Genomic DNA, 18548 nt, shown 5'->3' on the forward strand with positions numbered 1-18548 from the left:
ACAGCCAATTCTCGCAAGACAGTGCGAGAGCCCCTGCCTACGATGACCCTCACACCGGCAACAGGCATTCGTGCCCGCCGCCGGCGCGGCCACGGGGCGCCTGCGCCCAGGGGCACCAAGCCTTTCAACCGAGCACACCATGGCAAACATCGAGTCATCCTTGTCCGTCGCCAGCGAGACCTACCGCGCCAACCGCGAAGGCATGCTGGCCTTGCTGGACCGCGTCCGGCAGTACGAAGCGCGCACGCGCCAGAAATCGGCCGCCTCGCGCGAGCGCTTTGAAAAACGCGGCCAGATGCTGCCGCGCGAGCGTTTGTCGCTGCTGCTCGACCCGGGCGCGCCCTTCCTGGAGCTGTCCACCCTGGCCGGCCTGGGCCTGGACAACCCCGACCTCGACAAGAGCGTGCCGGGCGGCGGCATCATCACCGGCATCGGCTTTGTGAACGGCATCCGCTGCATGGTGCTGGCCTCTGACTCGGGCATTGACGCCGGTGCCCTGCAGCCCATGGGCCTGGACAAGCTGCTGCGCGCCCAAGAGCTGGCGCTGGAAAACAAGCTGCCCTACGTGCAACTGGTGGAAAGCGCGGGCGCCAACCTGATGGCCTACCGCGTGGAAGACTTTGTGCGCGGCGGCAGCAGCTTCCGCAACCTGGCGCGCCTGTCGGCCGCTGGCCAGCCGGTGGTGACCGTCACGCACGGCTCGTCCACCGCGGGCGGTGCCTACCAGACCGGCCTGTCCGACTACATCATCCTGGTGCGGGGCCGCTCGCGCGCCTTCCTGGCCGGCCCGCCCCTGCTGAAGGCCGCCACGGGTGAGGTGGCCACCGAGGAAGAACTGGGCGGCGCGGTGATGCACACCTCCATCTCGGGCCTGGGCGACTACCTGGCCGAAGACGACCGCGACGCGCTGCGCATTGCCCGCGAGGTGATGGGCCAGATCGACTGGAACCACGGCATGCCCGTTGACGCGCCGCGCCAGTTCAAGCCGCCGCGCTACGACAGCGAAGAGCTGCTGGGCATCATGCCCATGGACCACAAGCGCCCGGTGAACATGAAAGAGGTGATCGCGCGCATCGCCGACGACTCCGAGTTCCTGGAGTTCGGCGAGAACTACGGCAGCGCCACCGTGTGCGGCCACATCAAGATCGAGGGCTGGTCGCTGGGCGTCATCACCAACAACGGCCCCATTGACCCGGCTGGCGCCACCAAGGCCACGCACTTCATCCAGGCCTGCTGCCAGTCCAAGACGCCGATCCTGTACCTGAACAACACCACCGGCTTCATGGTGGGCCGCGCCTACGAAGAGGGCGGCATCATCAAGCACGGCTCCAAGATGATCCAGGCCGTGACCAACGCCACCGTGCCGCAGATCACCATCTACTGCGGCGCGTCGTTCGGCGCCGGCAACTACGGCATGTGCGGCCGGGGCTTCCACCCGCGCTTCTGCTTCTCGTGGCCCAACGCCAAGACGGCGGTGATGGGCGGCGAGCAGGCCGCCGGGACCATGGCCATCGTCACCGAGGCCGCCATGCGCCGCAAGGGCGAGGTGGACCAGGCCAAGATCGAGGCGCTCAAGCAAAACATCATCGAGCGCTTCGACCGCCAGATGAGCGTGTTCACCACCAGCGCGCAGTTGCTGGACGACGGCGTGATCGACCCGCGCGACACCCGCGCCGTGCTGGCCAATGTGCTGGCCGTCTGCCGCGAGGCCGCCGCCCGCCAACCCCAAGCCATGCAGTTTTCCGTGGCCCGTCCCTGAGGCCCGAGGAGTCACACCATGCAATTCACGCACGAGCACGAACAGATCCGCGCCACCATCCGCCGCTGGATCGCCGAGAAGGTCAACCCCCATGTGGACGCCTGGGAAGAGGCCGAGATTTTTCCCGCCCACGAGCTGTTCCGCCAGATGGGCGAGCTGGGCCTGCTGGGCCTGAACAAGCCCACCGAGTTCGGTGGCATGGGCCTGGACTATTCCTACGGCGCCCTGCTGGCCGAAGAGCTGGCGCAGATCAACTGCGGCGGCATTCCCATGGCCATTGGCGTGCAGACCGACATGTGCACCCCGGCCCTGGCCGAGCGCGGCAGCGACGAGCTGCGCGCCGAGTTCCTGGCCCCGGCCATCGCGGGCGAGGCCGTGGGCTGCCTGGGCGTGTCGGAAGTGGGCAGCGGCTCTGACGTGGCTTCCATCAAGACCACGGCGCGCAAGGACGGCGGCGACTACGTCATCAACGGCGGCAAGATGTGGACCACCAACGGCACCCAGGCCGACTTCTGCTGCGTGCTGGCCAACACCTCCGACGGCGCGGCGCACAAGAACAAGTCGCTCATCATCGTGCCGATGAAGACCAAGGGCGTGCAGGTGGCCAAGAAGATCCGCAAGATCGGCATGGACTCGTCTGACACCGCGCAGCTCTTCTTTGACGAGGTGCGTGTGCCGCAGCGCTACCGCATTGGCGAAGAGGGCATGGGCTTCATCTACCAGATGGAGCAGTTCCAGATCGAGCGCCTGTGGGGCGCGCTGAACACCACCGCCTTCGCGCAGCGCGCCATCGACATCACCATCGAGTACACCCGCGAGCGCCGCGCCTTTGGCAAGTCGCTGCTGGACAACCAGATGGTTCACTACAAGCTGGCCGAGTTCCAGGCCGACGTGGAGGCCGTGCGCTCGCTGTGCTGGCGTGGCGTGGACATGGTGGTGCGCAACGAAGACGCCACCCACCTGGCCACCATGGCCAAGCTCAAGGCCGGTCGCCTGGCGCGCCAGGTCACCGACGGCTGCCTGCAGTACTGGGGCGGCATGGGCTTCGTGAAGGAAAGCCTGATCTCCCGCCTCTACCGCGACATGCGCCTGCCCTCCATCGGCGGCGGTGCCGACGAGGTCATGCTCCAGATCCTGTGCAAGAACATGGGCATCTTCCCCAAAGCCGCTTGACCCTTGATGCCCGCCATGACCACCTCCACCCCTTTCCACAAAATCCTCATCGCCAACCGGGGTGAGATCGCGCTGCGCGTGATCCGCTCCGCGCGCGCCATGGGCTACCAGACGGTGGCCGTGTACTCCACGGCCGACGCCACCTCGCGCCACGTGCTGGAGGCCGACCAGGCCGTGTGCATCGGCGAGCCGCTGCCCGCGCAGTCGTACCTGCGCATTGACGCCATCATCGAGGCCGCGCGCCAGACCGGCGCCGACGCGGTGCACCCCGGCTACGGCTTTCTGGCCGAGAACGAAGACTTCGCCCGCGCCTGCCGCGACGCGGGGCTGGTGTTCATTGGCCCCTCGCCCGAGGCCATCATCGCCATGGGCCACAAGGCCGGCGCCAAAAAAATCATGATGGACGCGGGCGTGCCCTGCATCCCGGGCTACCAGGGCGAAGACCAGAGCGAAGGCCGCCTGCTGGCCGAGGCCGAGCGCATCGGCTTCCCGGTGATGATCAAGGCCACCGCGGGCGGCGGCGGGCGCGGCATGCGCCTGGTGCACAACGCCAAAGAGTTCCCCGACCTGCTGCGCAGCGCGCAATCGGAGGCGCAGAACGCCTTTGGCGACCCCGAGGTGATTCTGGAGCGCGCCATCATCGAGCCGCGCCACATCGAGATCCAGATTTTTGCCGACCGCCACGGCAACGCCATCCACCTGGGCGAGCGCGACTGCTCGGTGCAGCGCCGCCACCAGAAGGTGATTGAGGAAGCCCCGTCGCCGGCCGTGAACGCCGAGCTGCGTGAGCGCATGGGCGCCACCGCCGTGGCCGCGGTGAAGGCCATCCGCTACGAAGGCGCGGGCACGCTGGAGTTCCTGCTGGACCAGCAGGGCAACTTCTACTTCATGGAAATGAACACCCGCCTGCAGGTGGAGCACCCGGTGACCGAGGCCATCACCGGCCTCGACCTGGTGGAGCTGCAACTGCGCGTGGCCGCTGGCGAGGCGCTGCCCATTCGCCAGGAAGACGTCACCTTCAAAGGCCACGCCATTGAAGTGCGCCTGTGCGCCGAAGACGTGGGCAAGGGCTTCATGCCCCAGAGCGGCACCATGCTGCTGTGGCACGCCGCCGACAACCTGCGCGTGGAGCAAGCCCTGCGCACCGGCGCGGAGATTCCGCCCTACTACGACTCGATGATCGCCAAGGTGATCGCCCACGGCGCCACGCGCGACGAGGCGCGCCGTCGCCTCATCACCGGCCTGCAGCAAACCGTGGCCCTGGGCGTGACCACCAACCAGGTGTTCCTGGGCAGTTGCCTGCGCCACCCGGTGTTCGCTGCCGGTGGCGCCACCACCGCCTTCATCGCCCAGCACCAGGACGAGCTGCTGCAGGTGGACACCACTGCGCGCGAACGCGCCGTGGCCCTGGCCGCGCTGCTGCTGTTCGAGACCGCCAACCAGGCCCCCACGCGCCCCGCGCTGCGCCGCCTGGCGCACTCGCTGCCGGTGGGCATGCGCCTGGAGATCGACGGCGCCAAGCACAACGCCCAGCTCACCCAGAGCGGCGCGCACCGCTTTGACATTCAGGTGGAAGGCCGCCAGCACAGCATTGACCTGGTGGAGATCACCCCGCACCAGGTGCGCGTGGTGCTGGACGGCGTGATGGAAACCGCCGTGTTCCTGCGCGACGGCCCGCAACTGCTGCTGCACTACCGTGGCCAGCCCGTCACCGTGAACGACCACACCCGCAGCGCCAGCGAGCGCGCCACCGAGACCGGTGGCGACGGCAAGGTGCGCGCCTCAATGAACGGCCGCGTGGTGGCCGTGCTGGTGGCCGAGGGCGACCAGGTCGAGGCCGGCCAGCCCATCGTCACGCTGGAGGCCATGAAGATGGAACACGTGCACCTGGCCCCGGTGAGCGGCCGCGTGAGCGGCCTGAGCGTGGGCGTGGGCGAGCAGGTGACCCTGCGCCGCGTGCTGGCCGAAATCGAGGCGCCCGCCGCCGCCTGACCCCCACCCGGAGACCCCCATGAGCGACGTGCAAGAAGTGCTGTTGGAACGCCGGGGCCAGGCGTTCTGGATCATCATCAACCGCCCCGAGAAACGCAACGCCATTCACGGTGGCGTGGTGGCCGCCATGCGCGAGGGCATTCGCCAGGCGCATGCCGACCCCGAGGTGCGCGCCATCGTGCTCACCGGCGCGGGCGACAAGGCCTTTTGCGCTGGCGGCGACCTGCAACCCGGCAAGGGCTTTGCGTTTGACTTCTCCAAGCCCAGCGTCGATTACGCCGACCTGCTGCGCGACGCGCAGAACGCCACGCAGCCCATCATCGCCCGCGTCAACGGCACCTGCATGGCCGGTGGCATGGGCCTGCTGTGCATGGCCGACATGGCCGTGGTGGCCGACCACGCGCTCTTCGGCTTGCCCGAGGTGAAGGTGGGCGTGTTCCCCATGCAGGTGCTCAGCCTGCTGCAGAACCTGGTGCCGCGCCGCCTGGTGCGCGAATGGGCGCTCACGGGCGAGCCCATCGGCGCGCAAGAGGCGCTGGACGCCGGCCTGGTGAACTACGTGGTGCCCACGGCCGAGCTGGACGCCAAGACCGACTGGCTGCTCTCGCGCCTGGTGGACAAATCGCCCACCGCGATCCGCCGTGGCAAGTACGCCATGCGCGCCATCGAGGCCATGTCCTTCGACCAGGCCATTGCCTACACCGAGAGCCAGATCGCCCTGCTCGCCATGACCGAAGACGCCAAGGAAGGCCTGGCCGCGTTCAACGAGCGCCGCAAACCCGTGTGGACCGGCCGCTGAGCGCGGCCTTGCCCGGAGCCCCGACATGAGCACCCAACCCCAGTGGCCCGGCTCCCGGGCCGCCGTGCCCAGCCCCGTGCTGGGCTTGGCCGTTTGGCTGCGCCGCGTGGCCCAGCGCTACCCGGCCCGCCCCGCGCTCACCTGCGACGACACCACCTGGACTTACGCCGAGCTGCAGGCCCGCATCGAGGCCCTGGCCGCGGTGCTGGCCACGCGCGGCGTGAAGGCCGGTGACCGCGTGGGCTACCTCGGCTTCAACGACCCGCACTTTCTGGTGGCCCTGTTCGCCACCGCGCGGCTCAACGCCATCTTCGTGCCGCTGAACTTCCGCCTCACCGGGCCCGAGATCGCCTTCATCGCCAACGACGCGGGCGTGAGCCTGCTGCTGGCCGACGCCCACCACCGCCCGGTGATCGACGGCATCCGCAGCGGCCTGCGCTGCGCGCACTACCTGTCGGTGGACGGCCCCGCCACCGGCTGGGACGCGCTGCCGCCGCTGGACGTGGCGCCCGCCACGGTGCCGCCCGAGGTGCAGACAGAGCCCGACGAGGTGGCGCTCATCATGTACACCTCGGGCACCACCGGCCACCCCAAGGGCGCCATGCTCACGCACGGCAACTTCTGGACCAACAACCTCAACGGCATCCTGAGCAACGGCCTGAGTGTTGACGACATCACCCTGAACTTCGCGCCCCTGTTCCATGTGGGCGGCCTGTGCTCGGTGTCGCTGCCGGCCATGGGCGCGGGCGGTCACCTGGTGCTGCACCGCGCCTGGGATGCCGAGGCCGTGATGCGCGACATCGCGAAGTACCGCGTGAGCGTGACCTTCGCCGTGCCGTCCATGCTGCTTTTCATGAGCCAGCACCCCGGCTTCGAGGCGGCCGACCTGTCCACCCTGCGCACCATCGCCGTGGGCGGCGCGCCCATGCCGGTGCCGCTGCTGCAGCGCTACGCGGCGCGCGGCATCCCGGTGAACCAGGGCTTCGGCATGACCGAGACCTGCGCCACCGTGAGCCTGCTGGTGCCCGAGCGCGGCATCGACAAACAAGGCTCGTGCGGCACGCCCGCGCTGCTGACCGAAGTGCGCCTGACCGACTACGACGGCCAGCCCATCACCCAGCCCCATGTGAAGGGCGAGCTGTGCATTCGCGGCGGCAACGTGATGAAGGGCTACTGGAACCGGCCCGACGCCACCGCCGCCAGCTTCGACAGCGAGGGCTGGTTCCGCAGCGGCGACGTGGCCTATGTGGACGAAGACGGCTTCTATTTCATCTGCGACCGCCTCAAGGACATGGTCATCAGCGGTGGCGAGAACGTCTACCCCGCCGAGGTGGAGAGCGTGCTCTACCGCCACCCTGCCGTGGCCGAGGTGGCCGTGATCGGCGCGCCCGACGAGCGCTGGGGCGAGCGCGTGGTGGCCGTGGCCGCCCTCAAGCCCGGCGCCAGCCTCACCCTGGACGAGCTGCAGGCCTTCGCCCGCGAAGGCCTGGCCGGCTACAAGGTGCCGCGCGAGCTGCGCCTGGTGGACGCCCTGCCGCGCAACCCCACCGGCAAGGTGCTCAAGGGCAAGCTGCGCGAGCAGAACCAGCCGATTTGAATTGCCGATCGCCTACTTAACAACCACCCGCTGGAGACAACATGAGCACCACCCCTTCCCCCGCGCTGGCCGACGCTTTCGGCGGCGTGCCCGCCCCCCTGCCCAAGATCGGCATGGGCCAGTGGTTCACCGAGCGCGCGCGGCGCGATGGCGGCCGCCAGGCCCTCACCTTTGAAGGCGTCACCTGGACCTATGCCGACATGCTCGGCCACATCGACCGCATGGCCGGTGCCCTGAAGGCAGGTGGCGTGCAGGGCGGCACCCGCGTGGGCTACCTGGGCTTCAACCACCCCATGTTCTTCGTCACGCTGTTCGCGTGCTCGAAGATCGGTGCCATCTTCGTGCCGCTGAACTTCCGCCTGGCCGGCCCCGAGTTCGAATACATCATCAACGACGCGGGCGTGCACACCCTCATCGTCGACGCCGACCACACCGCCGTGATCGACACCGTGCGCGACAAGCTCACCTGCAGCCGCTACCTCTGCGCCCACGGCAGCCCGCAGGATGCCGCCCGCTGGCCCGACGCCGCCCAGGCCATGGCCGCCGCCACGCCCGTGACCGAGGCCCACCAGCCCCACCAGGACGACGTGGCCGTGATCATGTACACCTCGGGCACCACCGGCCGCCCCAAGGGCGCCATGCTCACCGCCGGCAACTTCTGGTGGAACCACGTGAGCGAGCTGGTGATGCTCGACATCCGCCCCGACGACGTGCTGCTCACCTTCGCGCCCATCTTCCACATTGGCGCGCTCAACGTGCTCACGCTCACCACCTTCCTCAAGGGCGCGCACATCGTGCTGCACCGCAGCTTCGACCCGGCCGCCGCGCTGCGCGACATCCAGCGCTACAAGGTGACCACCATCTTCGTGGTGCCCGCCATGCTGCTGTTCATCAGCCAGCACCCCGACTTTGCCAAGGCCGACACCTCCAGCGTGCGCTTCATCATGTGCGGCGGCGCGCCGTGCCCCGAGCCGCTGCTGCACCTCATGAGCCAGCGCGGCATCCTGGTGCAACAGGGCTATGGCCTGACCGAGACCGCCGCCATGGCCACCGCGCTCTCGGCCGAATGGGCCGTGAGCAAGATCGGCTCGGTGGGCGTCTCGCCCCTGCTCACCGACGTGCGCATCGTCGCCCCCGACGGCCGCGTCGTCACCCAGCCGCACGAGCGCGGCGAGGTGTGCGTGCGCGGCATGAACGTCACCCGCGGCTACTGGAACCAGCCCGAGGCCACCCGCAACACCATCAGCGACGACCACTGGTTCCGCACCGGCGACGTGGGCTACTTCGACGAAACCGGCTTCTTCTACATCTGCGACCGCGTGAAAGACATGGTCATCACCGGCGGCGAAAACGTCTACCCGGCCGAGGTGGAAAGCGCGCTCTACGCCCACCCCTCCGTGGCCGAAGTGGCCGTGATCGGCGCGCCCGACCCCCAATGGGGCGAAGCCGTGGTGGCCGTGGTGGCGCTCAAGCCCGGCACCAGCCTCACCCTGGACGAGATGCGCGACTTCGCCAGCGAGCGCCTGGCCCGCTACAAAGTGCCCAAGCAACTGCGCATCGTCGAGGCCCTGCCCCGCAACCCCACCGGCAAGATCCTCAAGTACAAGCTGCGCGAAGCGGCGAACTGAGCGGCGCCGCTCCATGAAAAAAGCCCGGGCGAGTCCCGGGCTTTTTTGTGGGCGCTACCGACCCAGGGTATCGGCCCTGGCGGTCCCTTCCAATGCCCGGCTGTGGCGGCCAGCGGTCAACGCCGGCCGCACCTCTTGCCCGGACTCGTCACCGCCACGGTGATGCCGGTGGTCCACCTCGATCCCGCCTGCGCCACCCCATGTCGAAGCTCTACGTGCTGGACGCCATCCGTGCCCACCTGAAGGCACGCCAACTCACCTACAAAGACCTCGCCCTCGGTTTGGGCCTGTCAGAGACCAGCGTCAAGCGCCTGTTTGCCAGCGCCGATTGCAGCCTGGAACGCCTGGAGCAAATCTGCCAATTCCTGCAACTTGAGTTCGCCGATCTGTTCCGCAGCGCGCCGAAGAAGCGCGCCCTCATCGCCCAGCTCACCCACGACCAGGAAGTCGAGTTCGCCACCCACCGCCACCTGCTCATGGTGGCCGTGTGCGCCCTCAACCGCTGGAAGGTGCCCGACATGTGGGAGCACCTGCACATCAGCCCAGACGAATGCCGCCGCCTGCTATGGCGACTGGACGACATCGGCTTTTTGGAAATGCAGACCGAGCACCAGTACCGCCTGCGCGTGGCCCCCACCTTCAGCTGGATTACCGGTGGGCCCATCATGCAAATGGTCCAAGGCATCAGCCACGAGTACTTCAACGACCCCTTTGACGGCGAAGGCGAAGTGCTGCGCATCGTCAACCTGCGCCTCTCGCGCGAGGCCCAGGTGCGCCTGAAAAGGCGCCTGGAACAGATCGCCCAGGAATACGTTGACCAGGCCCGCGCCGATGCCCACCTGCCCCTGCCCGAGCGCCCGCCCATCTCCCTGTGCATCGCCGCCCGCGCCTGGATCCCGCAGTTCATGCAAGACCTCATCAAGCAGGTGGACGGCGCCGACCAAAAGCCCCGCACCGGCCCCGGCCACGGCACCAAGCCCCGCACCCAGCACCGCCAATGAGGGCCACCAGGCCCCCGAAGTATCACCAGATGACCTTTTCACCCCCCGCTGGTGATACCTGCTGGGCGGCGCTTGTCAGCTGGAACTAAATGACTACATAGTCCGCGTCGGTCTGGCGAGGTGTTCCTGCTGGCTATTGCCGGTCCTGATGACAGATCTCGTTGTGCTGGAAGTCTTCAATTTCTGATTGCACCCCTGAAACGATATTGCCCTGACACCCTATGAATGACAAAACCTTGGTCCGTCTGTTTGTCTTCTTGCTCGCGCTCGTGATCAGCTCGGTGACATGGGCGCAAACTCTCGCCGAAAAAGAAAAGCAATGGCAAAGCTGCGAAGCGGCGCATTACACCGGCCCGCGTGAAGGCCGGCGCAATTACACGGTGGACAACTACCTGTGGGTGGTGACCCCCGAATTTGCCAAGCGCTATTGCATGCCCGAGAGCATGGTGAGCGATGAACTCAAAGGTGCGGAAGCCATTGCCTTTCGGATGGTCGATGGTGCGGACATGGACCGATGTGGTGTGGATGACCAGGGCAAGCACCATTGCACGCGGCAAAGCATGGGGCGGTTTGAGATTTATTTGCCGCAAAGTCTGAATTTGCCGGCTGCCAACCCGGACGTCAGATTCCATGACAGCCGGCGAAATACGAGTGAGTGGTTGCTGTCTGGTAATCCAGAAAGAGTGTCTAGGTCACAGCGCTACATCAAAGGTCAATACACGCCGCCGCCTGGAACAGTGCCGCGATTCGCAAAAATCTACGACATGGTTGACAGGGGGTATTGGTTCGGACTTTGGTTTGTTCCAAAGGGGTCATTGCCATGGCCTTCAAGTGCGCTTTTCGAGGTTGGCTTCCGTGAAGCGGCGGTTCCAGGTATGAATATGCTGATTCTGGAAAACAACCTCGGCATGCATTTTGGGTTTGAGTTGAACCACTACAAGGGAAATAGGGTGGAACCAGGTGATCCCAGTGGCCGATATGTCATTGTGATGCACAAACGCGATCTTGAAACAATCAACAGAAAAGACAAACGCATCCCGCAGGACTTTGAGCATGTCATTTACTTGCCGCATGCCTTTGCAATGCAGGTGCGCGAAATCGCCATGAAGAGCGGGGCGAGCAACTTGAATGATTTTGTTAATAATTTTCAACAGCGTTGAACTGAGCGTTGCCGCAAACCATCATTAATCAGGGAGATCGCAGAATGACCAAGAATTTGGTGCTCGATGCTCAATTGAGCAAAGACAGTTATGCCGTGAACAACGTGGGGGGCGGTTCCGTCAATGGCTGGGCTCGGGTGGAAGTGACGGGGTACAGATTGCCCGCCACGGTCGCCACTGGTTCCAACTTCGCCGCTCAGATGTACCAAGGGCCAGATGGCACCTACAAGATTGCCTTCCGGGGCACCGCCAGTTTGACGAGCCTGGGCGATGCGGCCATGAACGGCAGCGGCATCGTTGCCGGCAACTGGACGCCTGAGATGCAGCAGGCGATGGAGTTCACCACTTTGGCCATTCAGCAGGTGGCAAAGGCAAGGGGTATCGACTTCAAAGACGCCGCCAAACTCTTCACCGTCACCGGCCACAGCCAAGGTGGCTTTGAAGCCGAGTTGGTGTCCAAGATGTTTGGCCTGCCCGGCACCAGCCAGGACGGGCCTGGGGCCATCGCCATCACCGGCACGGCGGGCTACCAGGCCGCCAAAGCCGCCATTCAGGCGCAAGAACCCGGGGCGGTGCTCGATGGCGCCATGCCCGACTTTTTGGTGCGTCAGTACACCCTGATCGTGGGCGGTGTCAATGCCCACCTGGAGGGGGTGCAGGTCAGCGCCTCGGCCGTGCCCTTGGTGCTGTCGGTTGGCCTCATGCGCTCAGGGATGGGCACATTGGGTAGCTTGACCTTGCAGGCCGCGGTCTTCCACAAGCTCGACAACATCATCGCCATCGAAAAAGCCCGGGAGCAGTACCCCTGGCTCCAGAAAGTGGTTCAGTCAGACGACGCTGGTGATGGTGCGTCGAGCCTTGCCTCTGTGGTGTCAGACCGGTGGGCCAGTGTTCATGTGGCCGGTGGTGGTGCGGGTGTGTCGGCCAACGAAGTGCACGGCGTGCTCAGTGACTTTCTGTCCAATCGCGCGGGGCAGGCCATCAGCGTGCAGGAGTCTGAAAAAGCCCTCTATGTCCAGGCCAGCAACGGCGACACCCTGATCCTGATGCCCGATGGCTCTGGCGTGAGCACCGCCGTGCTGGGCGTGCAGCTCACGCAGAAGGAATACGCCAAGGGCGGCGCGTGGAGCAAGACCGTGCAGGCGCAGCGCGATGACGATGGCAACCTGCTGGTGTTCAGCGAAGGAAAGGGCTTCTCCTTCATGGGCACGGAAGATGCACTCGGGCGCATGCTGCAGGGCACTTACAAATCGTTCGATTCCAACGGCCAGCTCGTCAGCTCCAGCAGCACCCAGGTCAGCTACACCCAGGATGGGCAGGCGACCAAAGTCACCGAGACCCAATACGCCCAACCACGCCAGGACGGGGTGATCGAGTCCAAAGTGCTCGAGACCTCTGGCGGTGCCCGTATCGAGAACCACCTCAGGGCCGACGGTCACCTGGAAGAAATCACCTTCGGCAAAGACCCGGCCACTGGTCAGATCGTCAGGCAGTCCTCCAAAGTCCTGAGCTACAGCGCCAGCGAGCGCACGGTGGCCTCGGGCGAGGTGGCGCTGGCGGGGCTTGATTTGATGCAGGCGCTGCGCGCGGGCAACAAGCTGCAGGCGGTGGCCAGCCTGGCGCGGTTGGTGAACAACGCGCAGATCGCGGCCAACCAAGAGCCGGTGCTGGGTGCGGTGGGCACGGGGTTGTCGGGCGCGGTATCCATTCTCAGTGCGCTGGACCAATGGGGCGATGCCAGCGATGGCCAGCGCATTGCCCTGGCGGCGCGCGCGGTGCTGGGGGCCAATGATGTGGCCCGGGCCATTAGCGCCGATGGCAAGGGATTTATCGAAGCGGGCGCTGCACTGGGCGCCCTGCAAGGCGTGATTGCCCTGGCCAGCCTCAAGGACGTGCTGGAGAGCGGCAACCCCTTTGCCATCGCCAGCACCGTCATGACGCTGACCAACAGCGCCGTGGCCATGGGCATGCTGCAGGGCGTCAGCATGTTCCTGCCTCAGACCATGATCGCCGTGGCGATCTGCTCGGTGGTGTTTGCCAGCTTGTTCGAGGTGGAATACCCCGACCCGCCGCCGGCGGGCACGGTGGAGATTGGGCGGCTGGCCGATGGCACGCTGGGGCTGCTGATCAAGGACGAGGCCGGTGGGCAGGTGCACCAGACCCGTCGCCTGGATGGGCAAGTGGTGAGCGACAGCGCCAAGGCCACCGACACGCTGGACTGGGGCCTGGGCGCGCAGGTGCTGAGCCAGCGCATGGGCGAGGTGATCGGCGAGCTGCGGGCGCAGGCCCAGGCAAGCGGCGGCCACCTGGTGCTGGAGCGCCTGCCCGCGCTCAGCGTGCACGCCTTCCCCAGCTTCGCGGGCAACGGCCAAACCAACTTCTTCTTCAGCCTGCAATTCAACGACCCGGTGAGCGGCGCACAGCAACTGCTGGCCACCGCGCACCAAGACCTGACGCAGCGCTATGCGCAGGTGGCTGCGTACGCGGGCGCCTTGGTGGGCGACACCGAGTGGGCGCAGATCGGGCTGAAGCGGGCCGCCGGCGATGCCTTCGCCACCGAAACCGAGGGGCAGTTCGTGGACCGGCTCAGCGGCCCCCAAGAGGCCGACAGCCTGCTGACCCAGGCCCAGGCCGATGCACAGGCGGCCAGCAACCGCCAGAGCTACAGCCTGCTCACGCTGGACCTGGAGGGCGATGGCCTCACGCGGCGAGAGCTGGCGCAGGCCGGGCAAAGCCTGGACGACGTGAAGGCCGACACCACCCTGGGCCGCGCGCGGCTGGACGTGGACAACGACGGCTACCTGGAGCTGACCGAGTGGGTGGGCAGCAAAGAGGCGATCCTGGGCATTGACCGCAATGGCGACGGCCGCCTGGGCGATGCCAGCGAGCTGCTCACGGGCGGTGAACTGAGCGACGCGGCAGAGAACCTGGGCCTCAAGCGCCTGGCTTACTTTGACGCGAACCAAGACAGCAAGCTCGACGCGCTGGACCCGTACTTCAAGAGCTTCAAGCTGTGGCTGGACATCAACGGCGATGCGCGCAGTGGCGTGGGCGAGGTGTACGGCCTGGACGAGGCAGGGGTGCGGCAGATTGACTTGGCCACGGGCGCGGTCACTTTCACCGATGGCCAGGCCTTGACCTTGCAGCGCACCCAGCTCACGGCAGAAGCCCAAGGCGTGGCGGTGTCGGCGGTGGCCGATGGCCAGGGGGGCGTGTTGCCTGGGCAGTTCACCGTGCAGGTGGAAGGAAGGGACGCCGAGCTCAACCTCACGGCCGATGCCGCCACCGACCTCAGCGCCATCCTCAAGCTGGTGCGCCCCAATGCCAACTTGTCGGCCGCCGATCGGGCGCAACTGGTGGCGCTGGCCCAGAGATACGGCGTTGACCTCAATGACCCGGCCGCCTTGCTGGGCCTGGGTGGCGGCGGCAACGTGGCCGGCAGCCCCACCAGCACCACCGCCACGGCGGGCGATGTGTTCACGGTGAGCGAGGTGCCCAATGCGGAGGAAGTGAAGGCCGCGCTGCGGGCGTTTTTCCTGCAAGTGGTGCACAACCCCAACGAGGGGCCGGCGCTGGACAACCGCGTGTGGCAAGCCAGCGAAGACGCGCAGGTGCGCATCAAGACGGCGGACCTGCTGGCGGGCTTGGCGGGTGTTCGCCTGGTGGGCGTGCAAGACGCGCGGCGCGGCACGGTCGGCCTGGATGCCAACGGCGACGTGGTGTTCACGCCTTCCGCCAACCAGCACGGCACGGGCTATTTCACCTACACGGCGCAGGATGCGGAGGGGCGCCGCAGCACGGCCATGGTGTGGCTGAACATCGCGTCGGTCAACGACGCACCGTTGGCCCAGGCCGACCGGTTCAGCGTGACGGAAGACCAGGCGCTCACGCTGGCGGTGTCGCAGTTGCTGGCCAATGACAGCGACGTGGATGCCGCGCTGGACGCTGGCGAATCGCTGGCCGTGGCATCGGTGCGCGCAACCAAGCGCGGCACCGTGAGCCTGAACAACGGGCAGGTGGTGTTCCGGCCCGAGGCCAATTACCAGGGTGAGGCGGGCTTTGAGTACACCGTGCGCGACGCCGCGGGTGTCACTGCAACGGCCGTGGCCACCGTGATGGTGGTGGGGCAAAACGATGCCCCGGTGAGTGCCGGGCGAACCGTGAAACTGGCCGCTCGGCCCGATGCCTTGCTTCGCATTGAGGCCGACACCCTGCTGGCCTACGCCAAGGACGTGGACCAGCCCTACGGCGACTCGTTGCGGCTGAAGCGGGTGGTGTCGGTGAGCGCGGGCAGCGCCTGGCAGCAGAAAGACGGCTCGGTGCTCTTCAAGGCCGGCGGCACGGGCGATGTGGTGCTGACGCTGGAGATCGCCGATGGCCAGGGCGCCACTGTGCGCGTGCCCATCACGGTGAACGTGTCGGCGGCCAACAGCGCGGCGGTGCCGGCGCTGCCTTCTCTGGACCAGGCCACGGAAGACACGGCGGTGCGCATCACCTCCACCCAGGCCATCGTGGGCGTGGTGGGCGCCAGCAAAGGCACGGCGTTTCTGGACCGCGACGGCGCGGTGGTGTTCAACCCCACGCTCAACCAGAACGGCGCGGCCCAGGTGGTGTACCGCGTGCGCAATGCCGACAACAGCGTGAGCGAGAAAACGGTGGACTTCACCATCGCCGCCGTCAACGACGCACCCGTGGTGGTGCAGCCGCTGGCCGTGCAGTCGGTGAACGAAGACGTGCCGCTGCGCATTGCCGCCACCACCCTGCTGGGGTCGGTCAGTGACGTGGACGTGGCCACCAACGGGCAGGTGCTGCGCCTGTGGCGCGTGGGCGAGGCGGTGAACGGCGCGGTGGCGCTGGACGCCAATGGCGACGTGGTGTTCACGCCCTCAAAAGACTTCAACGGCACGGCCCGTTTCACCTACTGGGTGGCCGACGACGCGGGCGCCAGCGTGGCGGTACAGGCCACGGTGGCGGTGCGGCCGGTGAACGACGCGCCCGCGCCCGTGGCCCGGCAGTTCGCCCTGTTCGAAGACGAGACCCGCACCCTGAGAGCCACCGATCTGATCGGCAGCCCGCAGGCCACTGACCCTGACACGCAGACCAATGGTGACACCTTGCGCGTCACCGCCGTTCGCATGGTGGGCGCCAACGCCAGCCGGGGCAGTGTGGCCCTGGATGCCGCAGGCAATGTGGTGTTCACGCCCGCGCCTGACTGGTCTGGCCAGACCGCGTTTGAGTTCGAGGTGAGCGACCAGGCCGGCGCCAAGGGGCGCAACACCGCCACCTTGAACCTGGCGCCGGTGAACGACGCGCCGGTGGCGATCAACCCCATCCAGGCCTTGAGTGCGGGCATTGAAGACACGGCCAAGGCCATTCCGGTGGCCGACCTGCTTCGCAACATCCGAGACGTGGATGGCGACGCCCTGGTGCTCAAGAGCGTGACCAACAGCGTCGGGGGTTCGGTCAAGATCGAGAACGGCCAGGTGATCTTCACGCCCGCCAAAGACTTCAACGGCACGGCCAGCTTTGCCTACACCGTGGCCGATCCGTCGGGCGCGCAGGTGAACGCCACGGCCACCGTGGCCTTTGCCGCCGTGAACGACGCGCCCGTTGCCGCCTACAAACGCATCGACGGGCGAGCGGTGGAAGACGCCGAGCTGCGCATCGGTTTTGACGAGCTGCTCAAAGGCGCCTACGACGCCGATGGCGATGCCCTGAACCTGCAGGCCGTCAAGGGCCTGGGCGGGGCCTCGGCCAGCATCGACTGGACCGCCCGCCAGGTGGTGTTCAAGGGCGCGGCCAATGCCAACGGCACCGCCAGCTTCGAGTACACGCTGGCCGACCCGTCCGGGGCCACGGGCACCCAGAAGGTGGACGTGCAGGTGGCGGCGGTGAACGACAACCCCACGGTGCGAGCCATCACCGGCTTCAACACCTGGGAAGACGGTTTCGATGCCGCCAACAACCAAGACCCCAATGCGTCCCGGGCGGTGCGGCTGACCAACTTTTTGAAGACCGTGGGCGCGGCGGACGTGGACTCCACCAAGCTGTCGTTCGGCGAGTTTTCCGGGGCATCGCACATCACCTCGGTCACTCGCGAGGGCAACGATGTGGTGCTCAAGCTGGAGCGCCAGTACTCGGGCGCGGCCAGCTTCAACTACCGCGTGCGGGACGATGCCGGCGGTTGGGCCGATGGCCAGGTGGCTTTGAACGTGATGGCGCAGAACGATGCGCCTTGGATTGCGGGGGGCGTGACGTGGAACTCCATTCAGCCCATGGTTCGCTATCCCCGCCGGCCCCCCGTGGCGCTTGGACCCGAGTTCGAGCGAGCAAAGATTTATCTTAAGGATGTTGATACTCCCCAAGATCAGTTGATCCTCTACTCGGGCTCAACTCCGATTCATGGTCAGCCACTCGCGATTTCTCCGGGGATGCCGCGGGAGATGTGGTTCGACATGCGTGTCAGCCAATGGCTATCCAGTTCAGCCTCTGCTGGTTCCATGTGGACTGTTGTTTATCGAAGCACCTACGGAGATTCGTATAACGGCAATGTGTCCGTGCAATTGAGCGTTAGTGATCAGCACGGCGGGGTATCTACCAATACCTCCACCGTGACACACCACGGCAGTTCCCAATCCCGTGGCGGCAAGCCGGTGGCCATTGACCTCAACGGCGACGGCATTGCCTATAGCCAACTTGGCGACTCGCAGGTGCTGTTCGACATCAACGGCGATGGCGTGCGCGACCTGCTGGCCTGGACGGCGGCCGAAGATGGCGTGGTGGCGTTCGACAAAGACGGCGACGGCCAGATTCGCGACTTTGACGAGGTGTCGTTCCTCGCCTACCTGGCGGGCGCCAAGACCGATCTGGAGGGCTTGGCCGGGTTCGACACCAACCACGACGGCAATCTGACTGCTGCCGATGCCCGTTGGCAACAGTTCGGCGTCTGGCAAGACGCCAACCAAGATGGCGTGAGCGACCCGGGCGAATTCAAGTCGCTCGACGCCTGGGGCATTCGCTCGCTTGACTTGCGCTCCGACCAGACCATGGACCAGGTGGGGGATGTGTTCGTGATGGGCAAGTCCAGCTTTGAGTGGGCCGATGGCCGCCAGGGAGAGGTAGCCGACGTGGCCTTTCGCTACCTGGACGGCGCCGACACCTCGATCACCAACGAGCCGAAAACCTATGTGCTCGACGTGGAAGCCTTGCTGGAGCAGCGCCTGGTGGCCGCGCAGGCCGAGGGCGCCACCGACACCGAACTGGCGGCCATGTTGCAGCGCTTCATCGACGAGCTCACCCAGGTAGGCCGGCAAGAGGTGTGCCTGGACGGCGAGACCGACGCGCAATGGGTGGACGTGGCCACCGTGGGTGCTTCGCCCACCGACGAACTGGACCGGCTGGTGCACAGCGCGGCCTGAACAACACAAAGGGAGAGAACA

General features: G+C 66.5%; 9 protein-coding genes. All 9 read left to right on the forward strand.

All coding sequences use genetic code 11. The annotated features are described in order from the left end of the window. Positions 1-139 precede the first annotated feature (139 nt). The 9 genes from ACE3RQ_RS05545 to ACE3RQ_RS05585 all read left to right on the forward strand — a co-directional run bounded on the left by ACE3RQ_RS05545 (position 140) and on the right by ACE3RQ_RS05585 (position 18527). Positions 140-1759, forward strand: a complete 1620-nt coding sequence (locus ACE3RQ_RS05545) for an acyl-CoA carboxylase subunit beta (protein ID WP_374520733.1) — start codon at positions 140-142, stop codon at positions 1757-1759. A gap of 18 nt (positions 1760-1777) precedes the next feature. Further along, positions 1778-2932: an acyl-CoA dehydrogenase family protein gene (locus ACE3RQ_RS05550; RefSeq protein ID WP_374520735.1), complete on the forward strand. Its 1155-nt coding sequence runs from the start codon at positions 1778-1780 to the stop codon at positions 2930-2932. 15 nt (positions 2933-2947) lie between these two features. Continuing rightward, positions 2948-4924, forward strand: a complete 1977-nt coding sequence (locus ACE3RQ_RS05555) for an acetyl-CoA carboxylase biotin carboxylase subunit (protein ID WP_374520737.1) — start codon at positions 2948-2950, stop codon at positions 4922-4924. 19 nt (positions 4925-4943) lie between these two features. Next, positions 4944-5723, forward strand: coding sequence for an enoyl-CoA hydratase/isomerase family protein (locus ACE3RQ_RS05560; RefSeq protein ID WP_374520739.1), 780 nt, complete (start codon positions 4944-4946; stop codon positions 5721-5723). Between the two features lie 25 nt (positions 5724-5748). Next, positions 5749-7320, forward strand: coding sequence for a long-chain fatty acid--CoA ligase (locus ACE3RQ_RS05565; protein ID WP_374520741.1), 1572 nt, complete (start codon positions 5749-5751; stop codon positions 7318-7320). Between the two features lie 41 nt (positions 7321-7361). Beyond that, positions 7362-8948 (forward strand): long-chain fatty acid--CoA ligase, encoded by a 1587-nt coding sequence (locus ACE3RQ_RS05570; protein ID WP_374520743.1) that lies wholly within the window; start codon positions 7362-7364, stop codon positions 8946-8948. A 200-nt stretch (positions 8949-9148) separates the two neighbouring features. Further along, positions 9149-9949, forward strand: coding sequence for a helix-turn-helix domain-containing protein (locus ACE3RQ_RS05575; RefSeq protein WP_374520745.1), 801 nt, complete (start codon positions 9149-9151; stop codon positions 9947-9949). 221 nt (positions 9950-10170) lie between these two features. Further along, positions 10171-11109 (forward strand): hypothetical protein, encoded by a 939-nt coding sequence (locus ACE3RQ_RS05580; RefSeq protein WP_374520747.1) that lies wholly within the window; start codon positions 10171-10173, stop codon positions 11107-11109. 44 nt (positions 11110-11153) lie between these two features. Then, positions 11154-18527: a tandem-95 repeat protein gene (locus ACE3RQ_RS05585; protein ID WP_374520749.1), complete on the forward strand. Its 7374-nt coding sequence runs from the start codon at positions 11154-11156 to the stop codon at positions 18525-18527. Positions 18528-18548: the final 21 nt, after the last annotated feature.

Origin of the sequence: Hydrogenophaga sp. (genome assembly GCF_041913525.1) — a bacterium.
Taxonomy (GTDB): domain Bacteria; phylum Pseudomonadota; class Gammaproteobacteria; order Burkholderiales; family Burkholderiaceae_C; genus Hydrogenophaga.

Excerpts from the sequence above, each read along its gene's own strand:
- ACE3RQ_RS05545 (WP_374520733.1), top strand. The coding sequence starts at position 140 with ATGGCAAACATCGAGTCATCCTTGTCCGTCGCCAGCGAGACCTACCGC.
- ACE3RQ_RS05550 (WP_374520735.1), top strand. The coding sequence starts at position 1,778 with ATGCAATTCACGCACGAGCACGAACAGATCCGCGCCACCATCCGCCGC.
- ACE3RQ_RS05555 (WP_374520737.1), top strand. The coding sequence starts at position 2,948 with ATGACCACCTCCACCCCTTTCCACAAAATCCTCATCGCCAACCGGGGT.
- ACE3RQ_RS05560 (WP_374520739.1), top strand. The coding sequence starts at position 4,944 with ATGAGCGACGTGCAAGAAGTGCTGTTGGAACGCCGGGGCCAGGCGTTC.
- ACE3RQ_RS05565 (WP_374520741.1), top strand. The coding sequence starts at position 5,749 with ATGAGCACCCAACCCCAGTGGCCCGGCTCCCGGGCCGCCGTGCCCAGC.
- ACE3RQ_RS05570 (WP_374520743.1), top strand. The coding sequence starts at position 7,362 with ATGAGCACCACCCCTTCCCCCGCGCTGGCCGACGCTTTCGGCGGCGTG.
- ACE3RQ_RS05575 (WP_374520745.1), top strand. The coding sequence starts at position 9,149 with ATGTCGAAGCTCTACGTGCTGGACGCCATCCGTGCCCACCTGAAGGCA.
- ACE3RQ_RS05580 (WP_374520747.1), top strand. The coding sequence starts at position 10,171 with ATGAATGACAAAACCTTGGTCCGTCTGTTTGTCTTCTTGCTCGCGCTC.
- ACE3RQ_RS05585 (WP_374520749.1), top strand. The coding sequence starts at position 11,154 with ATGACCAAGAATTTGGTGCTCGATGCTCAATTGAGCAAAGACAGTTAT.